The organism is Pseudomonas sp. GD04015 (genome assembly GCF_029837675.1).
Classification (GTDB): domain Bacteria; phylum Pseudomonadota; class Gammaproteobacteria; order Pseudomonadales; family Pseudomonadaceae; genus Aquipseudomonas; species Aquipseudomonas paralcaligenes.
Map to the genome: position 1 here is coordinate 1 of NZ_JAOEEE010000053.1, position 21,834 is coordinate 21,834.

The following is a 21,834-nucleotide window of genomic DNA, read 5'->3' on the forward strand; positions in this document are numbered from 1 at the left end:
CCAGCATCGCCTCGGCCACGGCCTTGCGCCGGGCCTTGCCGAGCAGTTGCTCGACCAGGGTCAGGGCGAACTCCAGCGCGGTGGCCGGCCCCTGGCTGGTGACGCAGTTACCGTCCACCACCACCGGCTGGTCGACGAAGGTGCAGCCGGACAGGCGGTCGCTCAGCGCCGGGTAGCAGGTCATGCGCCGCTGCTTGAGCACACCGTAGCCCTGCAGGGCCAGCGCCGGGGCGGCGCAGATGGCGGCGAACAGCCGGCCGGCCCCGGCCTGCTCGCGCACCTTGTCGGCCAGCGGCTCGTGATCGGCCAGGTGCTGGGCGCCCGGTAGGCCACCGGGTAGCACGATCAGGTCGAACTCCTGGGCCAGCACGTCCACCAGCATGGCGTCGGCGGTCACCCGGGTGCCGCGAGCGCAGGTGAACATGCGGCGGTCTTCGATGCTGGCGACCACGGTTTCCACCTCGGCGCGGCGCAGCACGTCGATCAGGGTGATGGTCTCGATGTCTTCCACGCCGTCGGCGACGGCGATCAGGGCGCGACGGATCATCTGTCTCTTCCCTCGGACGAAACCGATACTGTCCGTCCGGTCATAAATTCACCGCTCGGGGGTGAGCTGGTATAGTGCGCGGCTTTTCCGGACCCGGCCGAATCTGCGCTCGTTCTTCTTCGAGCTGGCAGCCTTTGTGCTTTGCTTTCGCAGTCCGCAAATCGTTGCCGCACCAGCCCCACGGGAGCCCCACCATGCTGGAAAAGCTGTTCCAACTCAAGGCGCACGACACCAACGTGCGCACCGAGATCCTCGCCGGCCTGACCACCTTCCTGACCATGGCGTACATCCTGTTCGTCAACCCGGCAATCCTCGGCGAAACCGGCATGGACAAGGGCGCCGTGTTCGTCGCCACCTGCCTGGCCGCGGCCATCGGCTCGGCGGTGATGGGCCTGATCGCCAACTACCCGATCGCCCTGGCGCCCGGCATGGGCCTCAACGCCTTCTTCACCTACACCGTGGTGCTGCACATGGGTTACACCTGGCAGACCGCGCTGGGCGCGGTGTTCATCTCCGCCACCCTGTTCTTCCTGCTGTCGATCTTCCGCATCCGCGAGTGGATCGTGAACAGCATCCCGCTGCCGCTGCGCTCGGCCATCGCCGCCGGCATCGGCCTGTTCCTCGCGCTGATCGCGCTGAAGGAAGCCGGCCTGGTGGTGGACAACCCGGCTACCCTGGTCGGCCTCGGCGACCTCACCGCCCCTGGCCCGCTGCTGGCCGTGCTCGGCTTCTTCCTGATCGTCGCCCTGGAGGCCCGCCGCGTGACCGGCGCGGTGATGATCGGTATCCTCGCGATCACCGCCCTCGCCATCGCCCTGGGCGTGACTCCGTTCGGCGGCGTGGTGTCGATGCCTCCGTCGCTGGCGCCGACCTTCCTCCAGCTGGACATCGCCGGGGCTTTCGAAGTGGGCATGATCAGCGTGATCTTCGCCTTCCTGTTCGTCGACCTGTTCGACAACACCGGCACCCTGATCGGCGTGGCCAAGCGCGCCGGCCTGATGAGCAAGGACGGCCACCTGCCGAAGATGGGCCGCGCCCTGATCGCCGACAGCACCGCCGCCATGGGCGGCTCGCTGCTCGGCACCAGCACCACCACCAGCTATATCGAGTCCGCCTCGGGCGTGGCCGCCGGCGGCCGCACCGGCCTGACCGCCATCGTGGTCGCCGTGCTGTTCCTGCTGGCGCTGTTCTTCGCCCCGCTGGCCGGCACCGTGCCCGCCTTCGCCACCGCGCCAGCACTGCTGTTCGTCGCCGTGCTGATGACCTCCGGCCTGGCCGAGATCGACTGGGAAGACATCACCGTCGCCGCGCCGGTGGTGATCACCGCCCTGGCCATGCCGCTGACCTTCTCCATCGCCAACGGCATCGCCTTCGGCTTCATCGCCTGGGTGCTGATCAAGGCGCTGGCCGGCCGTTTCCGCGACCTCAACCCGGCCCTGGTGATCCTCGCCGCGATCTTCGTGGTCAAGTTCGCCTTCGGCGCCAGCGCATGATCCAGGTGCGCGACGACGCGGCCTACGCCGCCCAACTGGACGAGAAGGTCGCGCGCCTGCGCGAGCTGCTGGCGCCCTTCACCGCGCCGGAGCCGCAGGTGTTCGACTCGCCGCGCGAGCACTACCGGCTGCGCGCCGAGTTCCGCCTGTGGCGCGAGCAGGAAGAGCGCCACTACGCGATGTTCGAGGCCGGTGACAAGCACACGCCGATCCTGATCGAAGAGTTCCCCATCGCCAGCACCCGCATCAACGCGCTGATGCCCCGGCTCAAGGCCGCCTGGCAGGCGAGCCGCGCGTTGTCGTTCAAGCTGTTCCAGGCCGAGTTCCTCACCACCCTGGCCGGCGACGCGCTGATCACCCTGTGCTACCACCGCCCGCTGGACGCTGAGTGGCAGGCCGAGGCCGAGCGCCTGGCGGCGGACCTGGACGTCAGCCTGGTCGGCCGTTCGCGCGGCCAGCGCCTGGTGATCGGCAAGGACTACGTCGAGGAAGAGATGACGGTGGCCGGCCGCGCCTTCCGCTACCGCCAGCCGGAGGGCGCGTTCACCCAGCCCAACGGCACGGTGTGCCAGAAGATGCTGCAGTGGGCCTACGACGCCCTGGGCCAGCGCGGCGACGACCTGCTGGAGCTGTACTGCGGCAACGGCAACTTCACCCTGCCGCTGTCCACCCGGGTGAGGAAGGTGCTGGCCACCGAGATCAGCAAGACCTCGGTGAATGCCGCCCTGGCCAACCTGGCCGACAACGGCATCGACAACATCGAGCTGGTGCGCCTGTCCGCCGAGGAGCTGACCCAAGCCCTCAACGAGGTGCGCCCGTTCCGCCGCCTGGCCGGCATCGACCTGAAGGCCTACGACTTCGGCTGCGTGTTCGTCGACCCACCGCGCGCCGGCATGGACCCGGACACCTGCGAGCTGACCCGGCGCTTCGACCGCATCCTGTACATCTCCTGCAACCCGGAGACCCTGGCCGCCAACATCGCCCAGCTGAACGATACCCACCGTATCGAGCGTTGTGCGCTGTTCGACCAGTTTCCGTGGACCCATCACATGGAGTCAGGCGTGCTGCTGGTTCGCCGCTGAAATCAACCTTGTAGGGTGCGCCATGCGCACCTGGGCCCCCGGCAGTCCTCGGTGCGCACAGCGCACCCTACAACCGTAGGGCGGGTGAAACCCGCGATCCCCCCTTCGCGGGTTTCACCCGCCCTACGAAAAAGCCCCGGCATGCCGGGGCTTTTTTGTTTCGGAGCGACCGTCAGTCAGCGGCGGGAGCCGTCGCCAGCTGGGTCCGCTCGTTCCAGCCGCCGCCGAGGGCCTTGTACAGGTTTACCTCGCTGGTGAGCTGGTTGAGGCGGTCGCCGATCAGCTGCTGGCGCGCGCTGAACAGCTGGCGCTGGGCGTCGAGCACGGTCAGGTAGCTGTCCACCCCGGTGCGGAAGCGGCGCTCGGCGAGGCGGTAGTACTCCTCGCTGGTATCGACCAGGGCGCTCTGGGCGGTGAGCTGCTGCTCGTAGGTGGTACGCGCGGCCAGGCCGTCGGCCACTTCCTGGAAAGCGACTTGGATCGCCTTCTCGTACTGGGCCACCTGGATGTCCTTCTGCACTTCGGCGTAGTCCAGGCTGGCGCGCAGCCGGCCGGCCGTGAAGATCGGCAGGTTGATCTGCGGCTGGAACAGCCAGGTGCCGGAGCCACCGTCGAACAGGCCGGACAGCTCGCTGCTGGCGGTGCCGGCGTTGGCGGTCAGGCTGATGGACGGGAAGAACGCCGCGCGTGCGGCGCCGATGCTGGCATTGGCCGCCTTCAGCGAGTGCTCGGCCTGGCGCAGGTCCGGGCGGCGCTGCAGCAGTTCGGACGGCAGCCCGGCCGGCACCTCGGCCAGCAGGTCGTCGTTCAGCGGCAGGCCGGCGGGGATTTCCGCCGAACCGCCCAGCAGCATCGCCAGGGCGTTGCGATCCTGGGCGACCAGGCGGCTGTACTGGGCCAGGCTGGCCTCGGCGCTCTGCACCGCGGTGCGCGCCTGGCTCAGCGACAGCGCATCGGCCACCCCGACGTTGAAACTGCGCTCGGTGAGGGCGTAGCTCTTGCGGTAGGTGTCCAGGGTGTCGCGGGTCAGCTGCAGCAGTTCCTGGTCGGCCTGCAGGGTCAACCAGGCGTTGGCGACGCTGGCCACCAGGGCGATCTGCGCGCTGCGCTGCGCCTCCTCGGTGGCGAAGTACTGCTCCAGGGCCTGCTCGTTGAGGCTGCGCAGGCGACCGAAGAAGTCGATCTCCCAGGCGCTGGTGCCGACGGTGGCGCTGTACTGGCCGCCGGTGGTGGCCTCGCCGGTCTGCGACAGGTCGCCCGGCAGGCGCTGGCGGGTACCGCTGCCGCTGGCGGAGATGGTCGGGAACAGCTCCGAACGCTGGATGCGGTGCTGGGCGCGGTAGGCCTCCACGTTCAGCGCGGCGATGCGCAGGTCGCGGTTGTTGGTCAGGGCCACTTCCACCAGGCGTTGCAGCGCCGGGTCGCGGAAGAACTCGCGCCAGCCCAGGTCCGCCGCGGCGGTGTCGGTCTGCGCGGCGCCGCTGGCGGTGTAGGCCTCGCCTTGTGGCCAGTCAGCGGCCACCGGCGCCGCGGGGCGCTGGTAGTCGGGGATCAGGCTGCAGCCGCCGAGCGCGACGGCCACTGCCAGGGTCAACAGGGAATGCCTCACTGCAGGGCCTCCTTCTCGGTGGCCGGCTCGGCCCGCTTCTTCTCGAACAGCGAGCAGACCAGCACATAGAACAGCGGAATCCAGAAGATCGCCAGGATCAGGGCGCTGAGCATGCCGCCGATCACCCCGGTGCCAATGGCGTGCTTGCTGCCGGCGCCGGCGCCGCTGGCGATGGCCAGCGGCAGCACGCCGAGGATGAACGCTAGCGAGGTCATCACGATCGGCCGCAGACGCATGCGGCAGGCCTCGATGGCCGCGTCGACCAAGCTCATGCCCTGCTCGTACTGGGCCTTGGCGAACTCGACGATGAGGATCGCGTTGCGCGCCGACAGGCCGATGGTGGTGAGCAGGCCGACCTGGAAGAACACGTCGTTGGACAGGCCGCGCAGGCTGGTGAACAGCAGCGCGCCGATGATCCCCAGCGGCACCACCAGCATCACCGAGAACGGCACCGACCAGCTCTCGTACAGCGCCGCCAGGCAGAGGAACACCACCAGCAGCGAGATGGCGTACAGCGCCGGGGCCTGGGCGCCGGACAGGCGTTCCTCGTAGGACAGGCCGGTCCAGGCGTAGCCGACGCCTTCCGGCATCTGCCGGGCGATTTCCTCCACCGCGACCATGGCGTCGCCCGAGCTGTAGCCGGGCGCCGGAGCGCCGAGGATCTCCACCGCCGACACGCCGTTGTAGCGCGCCAGCTTGGGCGGGCCGTAGGTCCACTCGCCGCTGGCGAAGGCGCTGAACGGCACCATCTGGCCCTGGTCGTTGCGCACGTACCACTTGTTCAGGTCTTCCGGGCTCATGCGCGAATCGGGCGCACCCTGCAGGTACACCTTCTTCACCCGGCCGCGGTCGATGAAGTCGTTGACGTAGCTGGCGCCCCAGGAGATCGACAGGGTGCTGTTGATGTCCGCCAGGGACAGGCCGAGGGCCCGGGCACGCTCGTCGTCGATCAGCAGCTGGTACTGCGGCTCGTCGTACAGGCCGTTGGCGCGCACGCTGTCGAGCACCGGGTGCTCGTTGGCCAGTTGCAGGAACTTGTCCCGCGCCTGGTTGAGCACTTCGTGGCCGACGCCGGCCTGGTCCTGCAGGAACAGGTTGAAGCCGGTGGCGTTGCCCAGCTCCATCACCGCCGGCGGGGCGAAGGCGAACACCATGGCGTCGCGGAAGCTGAAGAAGTGCTGCTGTGCGCGGTGCGCCAGGGCGGCCACGCCGTTCTCCTCGCCGGGGCGATCACCCCAGGGCTTGAGCATGATGAAGGCCATGCCCGAACTCTGGCCGCGGCCGGCGAAGTTGAAGCCGGTGACGGTGAACACCGACTTGACCGTGCTGGCCTCGTCCTCGAGCAGGTACTGGCGCATGTCGTCGACCACCGCCTGGGTACGCTCGGCGCTGGAACCGGCCGGGGTCTGCACCTGGGCGAACAGCACGCCCTGGTCTTCCTCGGGGAGGAAGGCGGTGGGGATGCGGGTGAACATCCAGATCATGATGCCGACGATCACCAGGTACAGCAGCAGGTACGGCGCCTTGCGCTTGAGCATGCCGCCGACGCCGCGCTGGTAGGCGTTGCTGCCACGGTCGAAGACGCGGTTGAACCAGCCGAAGAAGCCGCGCTTGGCCTCGTGGTGGTCGCCGTCGATGGGCTTGAGCAGGGTGGCGCAGAGCGCGGGGGTGAAGATCAGCGCCACCAGCACCGACAGGCTCATGGCCGAGACGATGGTGATGGAGAACTGCCGGTAGATCACCCCGGTGGAACCGCCGAAGAAGGCCATCGGCAGGAACACCGCCGACAGCACCAGGGCGATACCGATCAGGGCGCCCTGGATCTGCCCCATGGACTTGCGCGTCGCCTCCTTGGGCGACAACCCATCCTCGCGCATCACCCGTTCGACGTTCTCCACCACCACGATGGCGTCATCCACCAGCAGGCCGATGGCCAGCACCATGGCGAACATGGTCAGGGTATTGATCGAGAAGCCGAAGGCCGACAGCACGCCGAAGGTGCCGAGCAGCACCACCGGCACCGCCAGGGTGGGGATGATGGTCGCCCGCAGGTTCTGCAGGAACAGGAACATCACCAGGAACACCAGCACGATGGCCTCGAACAGGGTGTGCACCACCCCCTCGATGGAGGCCGAGATCACCGGCGTGGTGTCGTAGGGGAAGACCACTTCCATGCCCGCCGGGAAGAACGGCTCCAGGTTGGCGATGGTCTCGCGCACCGCCTTGGCGGTGTCGAGGGCGTTGGCGCCGGTGGCCAGCTTGATCGCCAGGCCGGAGGCAGGCATGCCGTTGTACTGGGCGTTGATCGCGTAGTTTTCGCCGCCCAGCTCGACCTTGGCCACGTCGCCCAGGCGCACCTGGGAACCGTCGCGGTTGACCTTGAGCAGGATGTTGCGGAATTCCTCCGGCGTCTGCAGGCGGGTCTTGCCGATGATGGTGGCGTTGAGCTGGTTGCCCGGCGCGGCCGGCAGGCCGCCGAACTGGCCGGAGGAAATCTGCACGTTCTGCGCCTGGATGGCGCTGCGCACGTCCACCGGGGTCAGCTGGAAGTTGTTCAGCTTGGCCGGGTCGAGCCAGATGCGCATGGCGTACTGGGCGCCGAACACCTGGAAGTCGCCCACACCCTTGGTCCGCGAGATCGGGTCCTGCAGGTTGGAGACGATGTAGTTGGACAGGTCCTCGCGGGTCATGCTGCCGTCGCGGGAGACCACGCCGATCACCAGCAGGAAGTTGCGCACCGACTTGGTCACGCGGATGCCCTGCTGCTGGACCTCCTGCGGCAACAGCGGGGTGGCGAGCTGCAGCTTGTTCTGCACCTGGACCTGGGCGATGTCGGGGTTGACCCCCTGCTCGAAGGTCACGGTGATTTCCATGCTGCCGTCGGAGTTGCTCGACGAACTGACGTAGCGCAGGCCGTCGATGCCGTTGAGCTGCTGCTCGATCACCTGCACCACGGTGTCCTGCACGGTCTGCGCCGAGGCGCCCGGGTAGGACACCTGGATGCCGACGGCGGGCGGCGCGATGCTCGGGTACTGGTTGATGGGCAGCTTGAGGATGGACAAGCCGCCGGCCAGCATGATCACCAGGGCGATCACCCAGGCGAAGATGGGCCTGTCGATGAAGAACTTCGACATCGTTCGCTCCTTAGCGGCTCTGGACCAGGTCGTCCGACTTCGGCTTGTCGCCGGCGACGTTGGTGGCTTCTTCAGGGATCACTTCGTCGCCCGGCTTGATGAACTGCAGACCCTCGGTGATCAGCTTGTCGCCCGGCTTCAGGCCCTCGTTCACCAGCCAGCGGTTGCCAGCGGTGCGCTCGGCCTGCAGCTTGCGCAGCTCCACCTTGTTGCCTTCGCCCACCACCAGCGCGGTGGCCTGGCCCTTCGGATCGCGGGTCACGCCCTGCTGCGGGGCGAGGATGGCCTGCTGGTTGACCGCCGAGCCGAGCTGGGCGTGGACGAACATGCCCGGCAGCAGCAGATGGTCGGGGTTGGGGAACACCGCGCGCAGGGTCACCGAACCGGTGCCCTCGTCCACCGAGACCTCGGAGAACTCCAGGGTGCCCTCATGGGCGTAGGCGCTGCCGTCCTCCAGGGTCAGCTTGACCTTGGCGGCGTTCTCGCCGGCCTTCTGCAGCTTGCCGCTCTCCAGGTCGCGGCGCAGGCGCAGCAGGTCCTTGGTGGCCTGGGTCACGTCCACGTAGATCGGGTCGAGCTGCTGGATGGTGGCCAGCGCCGTGCTCTGGCCGTTGTTGACCAGTGCGCCCTCGGTGACGGCGGAACGGCCGACACGGCCGGAAATCGGTGCCAGCACCTTGGTGTAGCGCAGGTCGATGCGCGCCCTTTCCAGCGCCGCCTCGGCCTGCAGGCGCGCGGCCTGGGCCTCGTCATAGGCCTGCTTGCTCACCGCCTGGTCGCTGACCAGGTCCTTGTAGCGCTCGGCCAGCGACTGGGTCGAGGCCAGGGTGGCCTGGGCGCTCTTGTAGCTCGCCTGATAGACGGACGGGTCGATCTGGTACAGCTGCTGCCCGACCTTGACCTCGGAGCCCTCGGCGAACAGGCGTTTCTGGATGATGCCGTCGACCTGCGGACGCACCTCGGCGATGCGGTAGGCGCTGGTGCGCCCCGGCAGCTCGGTGGTCAGGGTATACGGCTGGGCCTGCAGGGTGACGACGCCCACCCTGGGCGTTTCCGCGGCGGGCGGCGGGGCGCTTTCCTGGCAGCCGGTAAGCACCAACGTAGCCAGAGCGACGGCGGAAACCATAGCTGTGAAGGCTGGCTTCTTCTGCATCTGAATCGACCTCATGTCATGGAGACGGCTCGGTCATGAGAAGACCGGGCGCGGGGAAGGAATAACGTTTAGCTGGCTAACAAATATACTTACATACTAGAATGTTTGTAAATGAGCGAACCCCATCGCATTCGTAACTTTTCTCGATCTTTACTCAGACGCCATGGCCAGACGCACCAAAGAGGAAGCCGAAGAAACCCGCCAGCGCATACTCGACGCCGCCGAACACCTGTTCCATGAGCGCGGCGTCTCGCGCACCTCGCTGGCTGACATCGCCAGCGGCGCGGGGGTGACCCGCGGCGCCATCTACTGGCACTTCCAGAACAAGGTCGACCTGTTCCAGGCCATGCTCGAGCGCCTGCATCTGCCGCTGGAGGAACTGGCCCAGGCCAGCGAGCGCGAGGACGAGCCCAACCCCCTCGGGCACACCCGCGAGCTGCTGGTGCGCCTGCTGCGCAACGTCGAACTGGACCCGCAGAGCCGGCGCATCCAGGAGATACTGCAACACAAGTGCGAGTACACCGACGATCTCGGCGACCTGCGGCAGAAGATGCAGGCGCTGCACCTCGAATGCGACGAGCGTATCGAGAAGTCGTTACGCAACGCGGTCAGCAAGGGCCAGTTGCCCGCCGAGCTGGACTGCCGCCGCGCCACCCTCTGCCTGCACGGCTACATCCACGGCCTGCAGGCCAACTGGCTGCTGGCCTCGGGCGGGGACTCGATGGCCGAGCAGGCGCCGATGCTGGTCGACGCCCTGCTCGACATGCTGCGCTGCAGCCACGCCCTACGCCGCGCCTGAGCGGCGCCGCAACAGCCAGAACGCCAGCCCGGCCGAAACGCCCTCGAACAGCATCGCGTAGAGGTTGAAGGTCTGCTGCGCACCGCCGTCGAGCGCCAGGCCGCCCAGGCGGGCGACCAGCAGGCTGGCGTAGAGCAGCACCAGCAGCATCAGCGCGGGGCGCAGCAGGTCGGCGCGCAGCAGCGCCAGCACCAGCCACACCGCCAGGCCCAGCTGCAGGCCGCCGTAGTAGGCGCGGACATCGGTGACGGCGGCCGGCTCCATCAGCAGCATGCCGCTGAGGTTGGCCATCTCCTGCGGACGGATGAAGTAGGCCAGGCCGAAACCGGCCAGTAGCAGGGCCTGGACGGCCAACAGGATGCGAGCGGGCAGCATCGGCGTTCTCCTCGGAGGGTGTCCCGCGAGCATAGGACGCATCGTCGCAGGCGGAAACAGTCGCGATGTGGGACTGTCGAAGCGGCAGCGCTATCCTGCCGCCCATCCACTCCGCCGAGGAATCCGCCATGCGTCTCCTGCCTCTCGCCGCCCTCCTGTTCGCCACCGCCAGCCAGGCCGCCGAGCCCATCACCATGGACGTCCACCGCGACGTCAACTGCGGCTGCTGCAAGGCCTGGATCAGCCACCTGGAAGAAAACGGGATCAAGGTCAACGACCACGTCGAGGACAACATGAGCGCGGTCAAGCAGCGCCTCGGCGTGCCGCCGCGCCTGGCCTCCTGCCATACCGGCGTGATCGACGGCAAGTTCGTCGAGGGCCACGTGCCGGCCCGTGACATTCTCGCCCTGCAGGGCCGTCCCGACCTGCTCGGCGCCGCCGTGCCGGGCATGCCCCACGGCTCGCCGGGCATGGAGACCGGCATGCAGCACGCCTACCAGGTGATCGGCCTGGGTCAGGACGGCAAGGAGCAGGTGCTGGCCGACTATCCCGCCGAGTGATCGCGGACTGGCGCGCTCCCGCCGAGACGGCGACACTATCACTCCCGACAGACTGAAGGAGCGCGGCCATGCGCTGGGAAAGAGGAAGACGCAGCGACAACGTGGTGGACGCCCGTGGCCGCAGCGGCGGCATGCGCTTCGGCGGCGGCAAGGGCCTGAGCCTGGGCGGCATCGCCATCGTGGTGGTGGTCGGCCTGCTGATGGGCCAGGACCCGCTGACCATCCTCGGCAACGTGGTCAACCAGGGCATGCAGCAGGGCGCCCCGGTGCAGGAGCAGAGCGCCCCGGCGGCCAACGACCAGCAGAGCGAGTTCGTGCGCGCCGTGCTGGGCGACACCGAGGACACCTGGCGCGCTCTGTTCCAGGCCTCCGGCAAGCAGTACCAGGACCCCAAGCTCGTACTGTTCAGCGGCGGCGTGCGCTCGGCCTGTGGCTTCGCCGACGCCGCGGTCGGTCCCTTCTACTGCCCCGGCGACCGTCAGGTCTACCTCGACCTGTCGTTCTTCCGCGAGATGGAGACCCGCTTCTCCGCCGCCGGCGACTTCGCCCAGGCCTACGTGATCGCTCATGAGGTCGGCCACCACGTGCAGACCCTGCTCGGCGTCTCGGCCAAGGTCAACGCGGCGCGCCAGCGCGGCCAGCGGCTGGAGGGCGACAACGGCCTGCTGGTGCGCCAGGAGCTGCAGGCGGACTGCCTGGCCGGCGTCTGGGCGCACCATGCCCAGCAGCGCCTGGACTGGCTGGAGCCGGGCGACCTGGAAGAGGCGCTGAACGCCGCCAACGCCATCGGCGACGACCGCCTGCAGAAGCAGTCCCGCGGCACCGTGGTGCCGGACTCCTTCACCCACGGCACCTCGGCGCAGCGCATGCGCTGGTTCAAGACCGGCTTCGAGAGCGGCCAGCCGGGGCGCTGCGACACCTTCGCCGCGGCCAAGCTGTAGGTTTCACCCGCCCTGCGGGGTTTGCCGGTAGGCCCCGGGCGACACGCCGAACCAGCCCTTGAACGCCTTGTAGAAGGCGCTCGGTTCGGCGAAGCCCAGTTCGCGGCTGAGCAGCTCCACCCGGCAGTCCGCCTGGCGCAGGCGGCGCAGCGCATGCTCGCGGCGCACCTCGGCGAGCAGCCCGGAGAAACTGCAGCCCTCGGCACGCAGGTGGCGGTGCAGGGTCTGCCGGCTGATCCCCAGGCGCCGCGCCACCGCCTCCACCGAGAAGGCCCCGTCGATCAAACCCAGTTCGATCAGTTGCAGCACCTGCTGGCGCAGGCTGTGGCGGCTCGGCAGCTGCGCCTGCATGTCGCTGACGCGCTGCTGCAACAGGCTCTTGAGGTAGTCGTTGCCGCCGATCAGGGGTCGCTGCAGGTCGGCGGCGGTCATCTCGATGTAGTCCAGCGGCTCGCCGAAACGCACCGGGCAACCGAGCACCCTGCGGTAGCTGGCCTGCGCGGCCAGAGGCGCATGGCGAAACCCCACCCGCAACGGCAACAGGCGCACGCCACTCATTTGCCGGCCCCAGCACAGCGCCGAACTCAGGCTGTATTCGCAGGCCGGGGGATGATCGGCCAGCGGCGCGGTGAACAGGAAAGCGATGCGCACCCGCTCTCCCTCGCGCTCCACCCGCAGGTTCTCGCATTCGCTCATCACCGGGCTGTGTCGGCTGAACAGGTCCAGCGCCTCGCCGATGGTGGCGCTCATGGCCGCCAGGTTGGCTACCGGGCCTCGCGTCCCCAGGCCACGCCGCTGGCCGAGCAGCAGGCCGATATCGGCCGGCGCGCCACGCTCGGCTGCCAGTTGCCACAGGCGCAGCAGCCAGGCCACCGGGATGCGCGCCTCCAGGGTCAACGGCCGCTCCGGCGCCAGGCCCAGCCCGGCGAGATCGGACGGCTCCGCCAGTTGCAGCTGGCGCAGGCTCTGGTACAGGTCGAGCAATAATGAGGCCGTGGCGCTCGGGGCGTGATCCAGCATGATCGGCAGGTCCCTTTCCGGCAGCGGAGGTGGCCGATTGTGCGTCGTCACTGAGACGAATTGCCAGTCCCTTGCGACCTGAGGCTATCAACAGGTCGGCGTCGCCTTGCGTAGATTGCGGGCCAATAACAACAACAGCGCAGGAAACTCCCCATGAACCCGTCCGCCGTTCTCACCTTGCCACGCCTGCTGTCCCGGCTGCCCTACCTGCTCTCCGGCCTGCCCGGTATCGTCCATGGCCTGCGCCTCGCCAGCCGCGCCCGCGGCAACGCTGTCGGCGGCCTGGCCGAGTGCGTGGAACAGGCCGCCCGTGGCAACCCCGAGGGCATCGCCCTGATCCAGGGTGACGAGCGGCTGACCTACCGGGAGTTCGACCAGTGGGCCAACCGCCTGGCCCACCGCCTGCGCGCCGACGGACTGGCCCAGGGCGACTGCGCCGTGCTGATGCTGGAAAACCGCCTGGAGCTGCTGGCCTGCGTCGTCGCCTGCGCCAAGCTCGGCGTGGTCGCCGCGCTGGTCAACGGCAGCCAGCGCGGCCAGGTGCTGGCCCACAGCATCAACCTGGTGAAGCCACGCATCGCCCTGGTCGGCGAGGAGCTGCGGAAAGCCTTCGACGAGGTGCGTGAGCAGTTGCACCTGCCGGCGGACGCCGGCTACTACTTCGCCGACCGTCCCACCTGGCGCGACCCGGGCCAGGCCCCGGCCGGCTGGCACCACCCGGCCGCCGAACTGGCCGCACAGCCGGATACGGCGCCGTCGCTGGCACGCCCGGTACAGGCCGAAGACCCTTGCTTCTACATCTACACCTCCGGCACCACCGGCCTGCCCAAGGCGGTGGTGTTCAACCACGGGCGATTCCTCAAGGGCTACGGCATCTTCGGCCACGGCGCCGTGCGCCTCGGCCGCGACGACCGCCTGTACTGCAGCCTACCCTTCTACCACGCCACCGCCATGGTGGTGTGCTGGGGCTCGGCGCTGTCCGGCCAGGCGGCGCTGATCATGGTGCGGCGCTTCAGCGCCAGCCGCTTCCTCGACGAAGTGCGCCAGCATGGCGCCACCGCCTTCGGCTATGTCGGCGAGCTGTGCCGCTACCTGCTGGAGCGCCCGGCCAGCCCCGACGACGCCGACAACCCGCTGCGCATCATGGTCGGCAACGGCATGCGCCCGGCCATCTGGAGCGCCTTCAAGCAGCGCTTCGGCATTCGCCAGGTGGTCGAGTTCTACGCCTCCAGCGAGGGCAACATCGGCTTCACCAACCTGCTCAACCTGGACCACACCGTGGGCTTCACCCCCTACCCCTACGCCATCGTCCACTACGACCGCGACAGCGAGGCACCCATGCGCGATGCCCATGGCCGCCTGCAACGGGTGAAGCCCGGCGAGGCCGGCCTGCTGATCGGCGAGATCACCGAGAAGACGCCCTTCCACGGCTACACCGACCCGGCCAAGACCGAGAGCTGCATCCTGCGCGACGTATTCCGGCCGGGTGACGCCTGGTTCAACACCGGCGACCTGATGCTGCACCAGGGCTGGCGTCACGCCCAGTTCGTCGACCGCCTGGGCGACACCTTCCGCTGGAAGGGCGAGAACGTCTCCACCACCGAGGTGGAGGCCGTGCTGGACGGCATCGACGGAGTCGGCGAGGCGGTGGTCTACGGCGTGGAGATAGCCGGCACCAACGGCCGCGCCGGCATGGCCTGCATCCGCCTGGACCGTGCCCCGGCCGACTTCGATTTCCGCGGCCTGCTCGCCGAACTGCGCCGCGAGCTGCCGCACTACGCGGTGCCGCTGTTCCTGCGCCTGAGCGAGAAGATGGAGACCACCGGCACCTTCAAGCACAAGAAGGCGCCGCTCAAGGAACAGGGCTTCGATCCCGCCCGCTGCGCCGACCCGCTGTACGCCTGGCTGCCCGGCACGGACAGCTACGTGCCGGTGGATGGCGCGCTGCACGCGGCCATCCAGGGTGGAGCCTATCGCTACTGAAGCTGGTCGAGCAGCGCCCGGCAGTCCGGGGCGAAGCCGTCGGCCAGCTCTGGCCAGGGGTTCTCCGGCAGGTTGACCAGCACCCCGTGGGCGCCGGCGGCGCGGGCGCAGTCCAGGTCGAAACGGTAGTCGCCGACCATCACCAGCGCGTCGGGCGCCACGGCCCAACGTTGCGCCAGGTGCAGCAGGCCGGCCGGGTCGGGCTTGGGCGGCGCCTCGCCGCGACCGACCACATCGGCGCTGTCGAAGCAGTCGCCGAGTCCGATGGCGGCCAGGGTCAGCAGGGCCAGCTCATGGGCGTTGCGGGTGAGGATGCCGAGCCGGCAGCCGCGCTCGTGCAGCCCCCGCACCAGCGCCACCGCGCCGGGCGCCGCCACCGAGCCGATCGCCAGTTCGCGCTCGTGCTCCAGCAGCCAGGCGTGCTTGGCCTGAGCCTCGGCTTCCGGCAGCGCGGCCAGGTGATGGAGGATGTCTTCCTCCTGGGGAATACCCAGCGCCCGCTTGATGGCCGGAAAGTCGTGGACGGCCACGGTCAGGGTGCCGTCCATGTCGAACACCCAGTGGCGCCGATGGCGCAGGGCGGGCGAGACCCGCGCCGTCACTTCCAGTCCTCGCGCTGGCGGATCAGGCCCTCCTGGCAGGACGACGCCACCAGCCGGCCGTCGCGGCTGAAGATGCTGGCGCGGGCGAAGCCGCGGGCATTGCCGGCCCAGGGGCTGTCCATGGCGTACAGCAGCCAGTCGTCCATGCGCAGGTCGCCGTGGAACCACAGGGCGTGGTCGAGGCTGGCCACCTGCATGAACTTCTGGAACACCGACACGCCGTGGGGCAGCAGCGAGGTGGTCAGCAGGTTGAAGTCGCTGGCATACGCCAGCAGCAGCTTGTGCAGCTGCGGCTCGGCCGGCAGTTCGCCGGCGGCGCGGAACCACACGTACTTGACCGGCTCGGCGGGCTCCGGGGCGAAGGGGTTGATGCGCGTCACCGGGCGGATCTCGATGGGTTTCTCGCTGACCATCCGCTCGCGCATGCGCTCGGGAATCAGGTGCGCCACCTGGCGCGCGTTGTCGGTCTCCGAGGGCAGGTCCTCGGGGCCCGGCACGTCCGGCATCTGCAACTGGTGGTGGAAGCCTTCCTCGTCGGCCTGGAACGAGGCGGAGCAGAAGAAGATCGGCTGGCCCTTCTGGATCGCCGTGACCCGGCGGGTGCTGAAGCTGCCGCCGTCGCGCACCCGGTCGACGCTGTACACCACCGGCAGGCTGGCGTCGCCGGGACGCAGGAAGTAGCCGTGCAGCGAGTGCACGTGGCGCGCCTCCTCCACCGTCTGGCAGGCGGCGGAGACGCTCTGGCCGAGCACCTGGCCGCCGAACAGCTGACGGAAGCCCAGGTCCTGGCTGCGCCCGCGGAACAGGTTTTCCTCGATCGGCTCCATGCTCAACAGGGCTACCAGATCATCCAGCACTTGGCTCATTCGTCACTCCTCGGGCGGCACACGCAATTCGTCATAGGCCGGCGCGCTGGACAGGCGCTCATCCCATACCGCGCGACCGATGGTGAAATGGTAAAGGCTTTGCCAGCGGCTGTCGGCCAGTTCCAGCAATTCGTGCACCTGATCGTCGAAGAAGCAGCCGATGCCGGTGCCCGACAGCCCCGCCGCCTCGGCCTCCAGGTACAGCAACTGGCCGATCTGCCCGCACTCCCAGTAAAGCCGCGGGTAGCGCCAGGCCCCCTCGTCCAGCGCCGCGTCGAAACGCGCCAGCATGGCCAGGGCGACGCAGCCGTCGCTGGCAATGTCCTGACCGCAGGCGAGGAAACCGGCCAGCCCGCGGGCATCGCCCTCCAGCAGGCGGTACAGCGGCAGCTCGGGATGCGCGCGCTGCCAGGTGAAGTCCGCACGCAGGCCATCAGGCTGAGGATCGCCATCGCAACGGGCCAGCCAGTAGAGCCCGGGCTCCAGGCCCTGGACCCGATGGACGAACAGCAGCAGATCGACCCGTGGCGGCTCGCCGGTCACCGCGAAGGGCACCGGCGAGTTCGCCGGCAGCAGACGTTGCAGCCAGGCGAACAGCAGCCCGGCCTGGATGCCGGTGCGACCGTCGAAGGCCTGGGCGCTGCGCCGCCGGTGCAGGATCGGGCGCAGCGGCAGACCGGGGTTTGCATCCTCGTTCCGGCCGGCATGCGCCTGCCAGTCACAAAGGGGCAATGCGGGAGCGCGACACAGTGCGTGCACCCGGGCCAGCTCCGGCCAGTCACGGTACTGGCGCGACAGACGATTGGGCGCGCCGCTCGGCTCCAGTGCCGCCAGCTCCCGCAGCAGTGCCTCCGGCAGAACGGGCTCCCGCGCCTGTGCGGGGCCGACCCACAGCAGGCAGTCACCCTGTTCAGCCACGTGGAAACCCTGGCGATCCAGCCCCAGCAGCCCGTCCAGGCGCGCCTCGGCCACCCCGCGCAGCAGTCGCACTTGCCAGCCCTGGATGGCGGCGGCGATGGCCAGGCAGGCCAGGACATGGCCCAGGTCGTGCTGGTAGTAGCGGTAGGCGCGCTCGCCATACTTCCAGGCCTCGCGCCAGGGAATGCTGGCCAGGCCGAGCAGAAAGCCGCCGGCCGGCAAGGCAGCGGATAACTGCTCGCCCAGCTCCGGCGGCAACTCGGCGCGTACCTCTAGGGCGTGGACGTCTGGCGCATAATGCGCCAGCAGCCCCTGCCCCTCGACCGCCCCCGGCGGTAATAGCAGATAGGCCTCGGTCGGATGCAGGTTGCCAGACGAAGGATTGACCCGCAGCGCCCAGCGATTGCCGCCGGCCTCCTTCCAGGCGGACAGCGCCAGGCTGTCGTACAGCAGCTGCGAGAGGCTGGCGCGGCTCACGGGTCGCGGCTCGCCGATGGAGCCGGCGAAGGGCGCGTCATAGCCCGGCGTCTCTTCCAGCGGGCGCTGCCACAGCTCGACCAGACGGCTGCCGGCATAGCGGCGGAACGGCGCCGGCTGGATCGCCCAGTCCAGTTGGCCGGGGCCGGGCGCGTAGGCATCCGGCCGATGCTTGCTCAGCGCGTGATAGGCACGTACCTGTCGCTCAGCGTCCATGCCAGTCCTCCCGCCCCAGCCGGTAGAGCAGGTGCGGGCGCAGCGGATGACCCGCCGGCAGGCCCGGATGCTCGAAGTCGTCGGCGGGATCGCGGCGCATGCCGAGGCGCTCCATCAGCCCCCAGGAAGGCCGGTTGGCCGGCACGGTGAAGGACACCACCTGCGCCAGCCCCAGTTCGTCAAACGCGAAGTCCAGAGAGCGCCGCGCAGCCTCCAGGGCATGGCCCTGTCCCCAGAAGGGCCGGGCCAGGCGCCAGCCGATCTCCACCGCCGGCACGAAGGGCGCGTCGAAGCCGACCCGCGCCAGGCCGGTGAAACCGACGAAGGCACCGTCCTCGCGCCGCTCCAGGCACCAGAAGGTGAAGCCGTGCTCGGCCTGATGCGCCTGCAGACGCCGCAGCAGATCGGCGCTGCCGGCGCGGTCCAGTGGCGCGGGGAAATGCGCCATCACCTCGGGGTCGGCGCACAGCGCGGCCAGGGCGTCGAGATCGTCGTCGCGCCAGGGCCGCAGGGTCAGACGCTCGCTGGTCAGGGTCGTGGTCATATACTGGGCTCGCCTTCATGAGTGACGCATTATGCTGCCGCTGGTCTACCACGACGACTACAGCCCGCCCTTCCCGGCCAACCATCGCTTCCCCATGGAGAAGTTCCGCCTGCTGCGCGACCACCTGGTGGACAGCGGCCTGGTGCGCGACGCCGAGCTGCATCGCCCCGAGCCCTGCCCGCCGGACATCCTCGCCCTGGCCCACTGCCCGGACTACATCGAGCGCTTCGCCGGCGGCGAACTGGCCCACGAGGAGCAACGCCGGCTCGGCCTGCCCTGGAGTCCCGCGCTGGCCCGGCGCACCGTGCGCGCGGTGGGAGGCTCGCTGCTGGCCGCCGAGCTGGCACTGGAACACGGCATCGCCTGCCACCTGGCCGGCGGCACCCATCACGCCCACTACGACCAGGCCTCCGGCTTCTGCATCTTCAACGACCTGGCGGTGGTCGCCCGCTACCTGCTGGAAAGCGGCCGCGCCGGCCGGGTGCTGATGTACGACTGCGACGTGCACCAGGGCGACGGCACCGCGCGCCTGCTGGAAAACGTGCCAGACGCCATCACCGTGTCGCTGCACTGCGAGAAGAACTTCCCGGCGCGCAAGGCCCGCAGCGACTGGGACATCGGCCTACCCATCGGCATGGGCGACGCCGACTACCTCAAGGTGGTGAACGACAGCCTCGGCTACCTGCTGGCCCTGTACCAGCCGGACATTGTGCTGTACGACGGCGGCGTGGACGTGCACCGGGACGACGCCCTCGGCTACCTGCAGCTGACCGACGCCGGCATCGCCGCCCGCGACGAGACGGTGTTCGGCCACTGCCTGGAACGCGATATCCCGGTGGTCGGCCTGATCGGCGGCGGCTACGACAAGGACCGCGCCCTGCTCGCCCGCCGCCACGGCATCCTCCACCACAGCGCCGCGCGGGTGTGGCGCGCGGCGGGGCTGCGTTAGCCGGCCAGGACCTTATCCAGAGCCTGTTCGAACGTGGCCACGGTGCGCTCCACATTGCCCAGCTTGTCCAGGCCGAACAGGCCGAGGCGGAAGGTCTGGAAGTCCGCCGGCTCGTCGCACTGCAGCGGCACACCGGCGGCGATCTGCAAGCCCTGGGCGGCGAACTTGCTGCCGTTCCTGATCTGCGCATCGTCGGTGTAGCAGACCACCACGCCGGGCGCCTCGAAGCCCGGCGCCGCGACGCTCCTGAAGCCCCTGGCGGCCAGCAGTTCGCGCACGCGCCGACCCAGCTCGCGCTGCTGCTGGTCGAGCGTGGCGAAGCCGGTGGCCTCGGCCTCCTTCATCGCGTCGCGGAAGCGCGCCAGTGCGTCGCTGGGCATGGTCGCGTGGTAGGCGTGGCCGCCCTGCTCGTAGGCCTGCATGATCTGCAGCCACTTCTTCAGGTCACAGGCGAAACTGCTGCTCTGGGTCGCCTCGACGCGCTCCCGGGCGGCCTCGCCGAGCATCACCAGGGCGCAGCAGGGCGAGGCGCTCCAGCCCTTCTGTGGCGCGCTGATCAGCACGTCGACGCCGCAGGCCTGCATATCCACCCAGAGCGTTCCGGAGGCGATGCAGTCGAGCACGAACAGGCCACCCACCGCATGCACCGCGTCGGCCACGGCGCGCAGGTAGTCGTCGGGCAGGATCATTCCCGACGAGGTCTCCACATGGGGCGCGAACACCACCTGCGGCCGCTCCGCGGCGATGGTCGCCAGCACCTCGTCCAGCGGCGCAGGCGCATAGGCCGTCTGGCGGCCCTCGGCGACCGGGCGCGCCTTGAGCACGATGGATTCGGCGGGTATCTGGCCCATCTCGAAGATCTGCGTCCAGCGATAGCTGAACCAGCCGTTGCGCAACACCAGGGCCTTCTGCCCGGTGGCCAGCTGGCGCGCCACCGCCTCCATGCCGAAGGTGCCGCTGCCGGGCACCACGGCCACGGCATGGGCGTTGTAAACCTGCTTCAGGGTGCTGGAAATGTCGCGCATCACGCCCTGGAAGGACTGCGACATGTGGTTCAGGGAACGGTCGGTGTAGACCACCGAATATTCGAGCAGACCCTCGGGATCGACACTGGGATAGAGGCCGGACATGGCACGTGCTCTCGACTGGGATGATGCCCAGACCCTGCCCGAAGCCCGAGCGGATGACAAGGCCGGCGACCGGAGCCTCGGGTAGAATGTCGCCTTTCCATCGCTCCCCGCGCCGCCATGACCGACTCCACCCCTCGCTCCGCTCCCCACGTCGCCGTCATCGGTGGCGGCCCCGCTGGGCTGATGGCCGCCGAAGTGCTGGCGGCGGGCGGCGCGCGGGTCGAGCTGTTCGACGCCATGCCCTCGGTCGGGCGCAAGTTCCTGCTGGCCGGGGTCGGCGGCATGAACATCACCCATTCCGAGGCGAAGGCGCCGTTCCTGTCGCGCTACCGCGAGCGCGAAAACGAGATCGCCGCGCTGCTCGCGGAGTTCGACGCCGAGGCCCTGCGCGCCTGGATTCATGGCCTGGACATCGACACCTTCGTCGGCACCTCGGGTCGGGTGTTCCCCACCGACATGAAGGCCGCACCGCTGCTGCGCGCCTGGCTCCGGCGCCTGCGCGAGGCCGGCGTGGCGATCCACACCCGCAGCCGCTGGCTGGGCTGGGACGAGGCCGGCACGCTACGCATCGCCACCGCCGAGGGCGAGCGGCTGGTCGCGGCCGACGCCTGCGTGCTGGCCCTCGGCGGCGGCAGCTGGGCCCGGCTCGGCTCGGACGGCGCCTGGGTGCCGCTGCTGCAGGCGCGCGGCGTGGAGGTTTCACCACTGCGCCCGGCCAACTGCGGCTTCGAGGTAGGCGGCTGGAGCGAGCACCTGCGCGACAAGTTCGCTGGCGCGCCGCTGAAGAACGTCACCCTGGCTCTGGACGGAGAAGCACCGCGCCGCGGCGAGTTCGTGCTGACCGAGCACGGGGTCGAGGGCAGCCTGGTCTACGCCCTGTCCGCGGTCATCCGCCAGCGCATCGAGCGCGACGGACGCGCCCTGGTGCGCCTGGACCTGCAGCCGGACCGCACGCTGGAGAAGGTCGAAGCGCTGCTGAGCAAGCCACGCGGCTCGGCCTCGATGGCCAAGCATCTGCACCGCCAGCTCGGCCTGGATGGCGCCAAGGCCGCGCTGCTGCGCGAGCTGAGCCACACCGAAGACTTCACCGACATGAGCCGCCTGGCGCGGGCGATCAAGACGCTGCCGATCGAACTGGTGCGCACCCGCCCGCTGGACGAGGCGATCTCCAGCGCCGGCGGCGTGACCTTCGCGGCGCTCGACGAACGCCTGATGCTGCGTGCCCTGCCTGGCACCTTCTGCGCCGGCGAAATGCTCGACTGGGAAGCCCCCACCGGCGGCTACCTGCTCACCGCCTGCTTCGCCAGCGGCAAGGCCGCCGCGCTGGGGGCGCTGGCGTGGTTGCGGGGGCGGTGAACAGCGCCTTGGTGCGCACGGCGCACCCTACATCCGTGGGCGGGTGAAACCCACGTGACGGGTGCGCGGGTTTCACCCGC

At 69.3% G+C, this 21,834-nt stretch carries 19 protein-coding genes; 8 read left to right on the top strand and 11 right to left on the bottom strand.

Going from position 1 to position 21,834, the window contains the following annotated elements; genetic code table 11:
- Window positions 1–547, bottom strand: a 547-nt coding sequence (locus N7640_RS24475; RefSeq protein WP_279906258.1) for a DJ-1 family glyoxalase III, incomplete at its 3' end; no start/stop codon positions are given.
- Between the two features lie 194 nt (window positions 548–741).
- On the opposite strand from N7640_RS24475, the gene N7640_RS24480 reads away from it, so the two are divergent.
- Both N7640_RS24480 and trmA read left to right on the top strand, forming a co-directional pair.
- Window positions 742–2,040: an NCS2 family permease gene (locus N7640_RS24480; RefSeq protein ID WP_279905645.1), complete on the top strand. Its 1,299-nt coding sequence runs from the start codon at window positions 742–744 to the stop codon at window positions 2,038–2,040.
- Complete coding sequence (gene trmA / locus N7640_RS24485; protein ID WP_279905644.1) at window positions 2,037–3,122, top strand: tRNA (uridine(54)-C5)-methyltransferase TrmA; 1,086 nt, start codon at window positions 2,037–2,039, stop codon at window positions 3,120–3,122. Before N7640_RS24480 ends, trmA begins: the two co-directional genes overlap by 4 nt.
- A 172-nt stretch (window positions 3,123–3,294) precedes the next feature.
- Here the strand turns inward: trmA and N7640_RS24490 are convergent, their stop codons facing one another.
- Genes N7640_RS24490 through N7640_RS24500 form a run of 3 tightly spaced genes read right to left on the bottom strand, consistent with a single transcriptional unit; the run spans window position 3,295 to window position 9,018 of the window.
- Complete coding sequence (locus N7640_RS24490; protein WP_279905643.1) at window positions 3,295–4,731, bottom strand: AdeC/AdeK/OprM family multidrug efflux complex outer membrane factor; 1,437 nt, start codon at window positions 4,729–4,731, stop codon at window positions 3,295–3,297.
- On the bottom strand, window positions 4,728–7,865 hold the full coding sequence (locus tag N7640_RS24495) for an efflux RND transporter permease subunit (protein WP_279905642.1): 3,138 nt from the start codon (window positions 7,863–7,865) through the stop codon (window positions 4,728–4,730). Before N7640_RS24495 ends, N7640_RS24490 begins: the two co-directional genes overlap by 4 nt.
- Window positions 7,866–7,875: 10 nt before the next feature.
- Window positions 7,876–9,018 carry an efflux RND transporter periplasmic adaptor subunit gene (locus N7640_RS24500; RefSeq protein ID WP_279905641.1) on the bottom strand — a complete coding sequence of 381 codons (1,143 nt, stop codon included), beginning with the start codon at window positions 9,016–9,018 and terminating at the stop codon, window positions 7,876–7,878.
- Between the two features lie 163 nt (window positions 9,019–9,181).
- On the opposite strand from N7640_RS24500, the gene N7640_RS24505 reads away from it, so the two are divergent.
- The gene (locus tag N7640_RS24505; RefSeq protein WP_220814603.1) at window positions 9,182–9,817 is read left to right on the top strand and encodes a TetR family transcriptional regulator; all 636 of its coding nucleotides are present in this window, start codon (window positions 9,182–9,184) and stop codon (window positions 9,815–9,817) included.
- Here N7640_RS24505 and N7640_RS24510 read toward each other — a convergent pair.
- Window positions 9,803–10,192 carry a DUF4345 family protein gene (locus tag N7640_RS24510; protein ID WP_279905639.1) on the bottom strand — a complete coding sequence of 130 codons (390 nt, stop codon included), beginning with the start codon at window positions 10,190–10,192 and terminating at the stop codon, window positions 9,803–9,805. The genes N7640_RS24505 and N7640_RS24510 overlap by 15 nt on opposite strands.
- Before the next feature lie 128 nt (window positions 10,193–10,320).
- Here N7640_RS24510 and N7640_RS24515 point away from each other — a divergent pair, with 128 nt between their 5' ends.
- Together N7640_RS24515 and N7640_RS24520 are read left to right on the top strand one after the other, a co-directional pair.
- Window positions 10,321–10,752: a DUF411 domain-containing protein gene (locus N7640_RS24515; RefSeq protein ID WP_279905637.1), complete on the top strand. Its 432-nt coding sequence runs from the start codon at window positions 10,321–10,323 to the stop codon at window positions 10,750–10,752.
- A gap of 68 nt (window positions 10,753–10,820) precedes the next feature.
- Window positions 10,821–11,693 (top strand): neutral zinc metallopeptidase, encoded by an 873-nt coding sequence (locus N7640_RS24520; RefSeq protein ID WP_220814606.1) that lies wholly within the window; start codon window positions 10,821–10,823, stop codon window positions 11,691–11,693.
- Window positions 11,694–11,696: 3 nt separating this feature from the next.
- Here N7640_RS24520 and N7640_RS24525 read toward each other — a convergent pair whose 3' ends face one another.
- A complete protein-coding gene (locus N7640_RS24525; RefSeq protein WP_279905635.1) occupies window positions 11,697–12,713 on the bottom strand; it encodes an AraC family transcriptional regulator in 1,017 nt (338 codons plus the stop codon).
- Window positions 12,714–12,866: 153 nt separating this feature from the next.
- On the opposite strand from N7640_RS24525, the gene N7640_RS24530 reads away from it, so the two are divergent.
- Entirely contained in the window at window positions 12,867–14,696 is a 1,830-nt protein-coding gene (locus tag N7640_RS24530) for a long-chain-acyl-CoA synthetase (RefSeq protein WP_279905633.1), read from the top strand.
- Here N7640_RS24530 and N7640_RS24535 read toward each other — a convergent pair.
- Genes N7640_RS24535 through N7640_RS24550 form a run of 4 tightly spaced genes read right to left on the bottom strand, consistent with a single transcriptional unit; the run spans window position 14,690 to window position 18,319 of the window.
- Window positions 14,690–15,298, bottom strand: coding sequence for an HAD family hydrolase (locus tag N7640_RS24535; protein WP_279905631.1), 609 nt, complete (start codon window positions 15,296–15,298; stop codon window positions 14,690–14,692). The genes N7640_RS24530 and N7640_RS24535 overlap by 7 nt on opposite strands.
- Window positions 15,295–16,164 (bottom strand): acyl-CoA thioesterase II, encoded by an 870-nt coding sequence (gene tesB / locus N7640_RS24540; RefSeq protein ID WP_220814609.1) that lies wholly within the window; start codon window positions 16,162–16,164, stop codon window positions 15,295–15,297. Before tesB ends, N7640_RS24535 begins: the two co-directional genes overlap by 4 nt.
- Window positions 16,165–16,167: 3 nt before the next feature.
- Window positions 16,168–17,775, bottom strand: coding sequence for a SagB/ThcOx family dehydrogenase (locus N7640_RS24545; RefSeq protein ID WP_279905629.1), 1,608 nt, complete (start codon window positions 17,773–17,775; stop codon window positions 16,168–16,170).
- Entirely contained in the window at window positions 17,765–18,319 is a 555-nt protein-coding gene (locus tag N7640_RS24550; RefSeq protein WP_279905628.1) for a GNAT family protein, read from the bottom strand. Before N7640_RS24550 ends, N7640_RS24545 begins: the two co-directional genes overlap by 11 nt.
- Before the next feature lie 28 nt (window positions 18,320–18,347).
- Between N7640_RS24550 and N7640_RS24555 the strand changes: the two genes are divergently transcribed.
- On the top strand, window positions 18,348–19,268 hold the full coding sequence (locus N7640_RS24555; protein WP_279905669.1) for a histone deacetylase: 921 nt from the start codon (window positions 18,348–18,350) through the stop codon (window positions 19,266–19,268).
- Here N7640_RS24555 and N7640_RS24560 read toward each other — a convergent pair.
- Window positions 19,265–20,398 carry an aminotransferase class V-fold PLP-dependent enzyme gene (locus N7640_RS24560; RefSeq protein ID WP_279905627.1) on the bottom strand — a complete coding sequence of 378 codons (1,134 nt, stop codon included), beginning with the start codon at window positions 20,396–20,398 and terminating at the stop codon, window positions 19,265–19,267. The genes N7640_RS24555 and N7640_RS24560 overlap by 4 nt on opposite strands.
- 117 nt (window positions 20,399–20,515) lie before the next feature.
- Between N7640_RS24560 and N7640_RS24565 the strand changes: the two genes are divergently transcribed.
- Window positions 20,516–21,754 carry a TIGR03862 family flavoprotein gene (locus tag N7640_RS24565; RefSeq protein ID WP_279905626.1) on the top strand — a complete coding sequence of 413 codons (1,239 nt, stop codon included), beginning with the start codon at window positions 20,516–20,518 and terminating at the stop codon, window positions 21,752–21,754.
- Window positions 21,755–21,834: the final 80 nt, after the last annotated feature.